Origin of the sequence: Xenorhabdus sp. IM139775, assembly GCF_028598745.1 — a bacterium.
Lineage (GTDB): Bacteria > Pseudomonadota > Gammaproteobacteria > Enterobacterales > Enterobacteriaceae > Xenorhabdus.
The window spans coordinates 1-1,036 of record NZ_JAQRFK010000210.1 but is presented as its reverse complement, the minus strand read 5'-3'; the positions used below and the strand labels follow the sequence as shown (position 1 = coordinate 1,036).

Below are 1,036 nucleotides of genomic sequence, written 5' to 3'. Positions count from 1 at the left end.
AGCGTTATTGATCCCGTTTGGACTGTACGGGGTGTCGTGCTGGTCAAAGATTGCCACCATTGCGCGACGCAGCTCGTTATCTGACACTGTTTCCCATGTCGTACCGTTATAGTGATAAACTGCATCGCTTTCAGCATGTACCGCGATTTTTTTGTAATGCTCAACCAATAATGCCCCGCGTTGACTGGCTGCCATTTGTGCCAGATTGTTATTGGCCTTTTTGGGCTTTGCTTCGTGGATCTGCGCTACTTCTGCGTTCACTGCCTTTTTCTCCCCCATCGGATATAGCCCGTGACTGAATGCCAGCTTTGCTGCCTCAATGCCGTGACGCTGGCGATAGTCGTCCCAATCGGCTTTATACTCTGTGGGCGGTAGCGTTACCCAGCCATTAATCGCTTTGGCGGTTTTCTCTGCTGCTATTTTGCCGACGTTCTTCTTGGGTTTGCCGTTTTTGTCCAGCTCTCCCGGTTCGTGCCAATCGTTATCGGCCGCAAGAATGATATTTGCATCTGGCCACCGTTCTCTGACCTGTTCGGCCACGTTAATTAAATTGCCCTCATCCATCGCTGCCAGTACTACGCCCTCATGTAACTGACTGACCGTTAAGGCTGTCGCATAACCCTCGGTAATGATGCACGTATCCGGTGTGCCGGTTATCTCAGACACGGGGATAACACTCCCTTTTTTCTGTGTGCCTGCGACAAGGCGTTTTTCACCATTGGGCTTGATGGTTTGCGCACCCGTGATAGTGCCGTTCAGTGTTTGGGTAATCAGCAATAAAATCCCCTCTTTCAATAGCCGTTGTTTGGGGCATTGCAGCCCCTTTTTAGCCAGATAGCCGGATTGCCCAAGCGTGGCTTGAGACAAGAGCCTGTTCACTTTCTCGATTATCGAGGGAACCTCTGATTTGGGAGACTTTTTACTGGCGGGTTTGGGATTCGGTAAGGGCAGAGCCAGCGCACCCGAAACTAATTTAGCGGCTTCAAAGACAGGAATCCCTTTAGCCCTTGCCACTAAATCCAGCCCGTCGCCATGA

At 51.0% G+C, this 1,036-nt stretch carries 1 protein-coding gene; it reads right to left on the bottom strand.

Annotation, left to right across the window (positions count from 1 at the left end; translation table 11 throughout):
- Positions 1-1,036, bottom strand: a 1,036-nt coding sequence (locus PSI17_RS17045) for a toprim domain-containing protein (RefSeq protein WP_273553089.1), incomplete at both ends; no start/stop codon positions are given.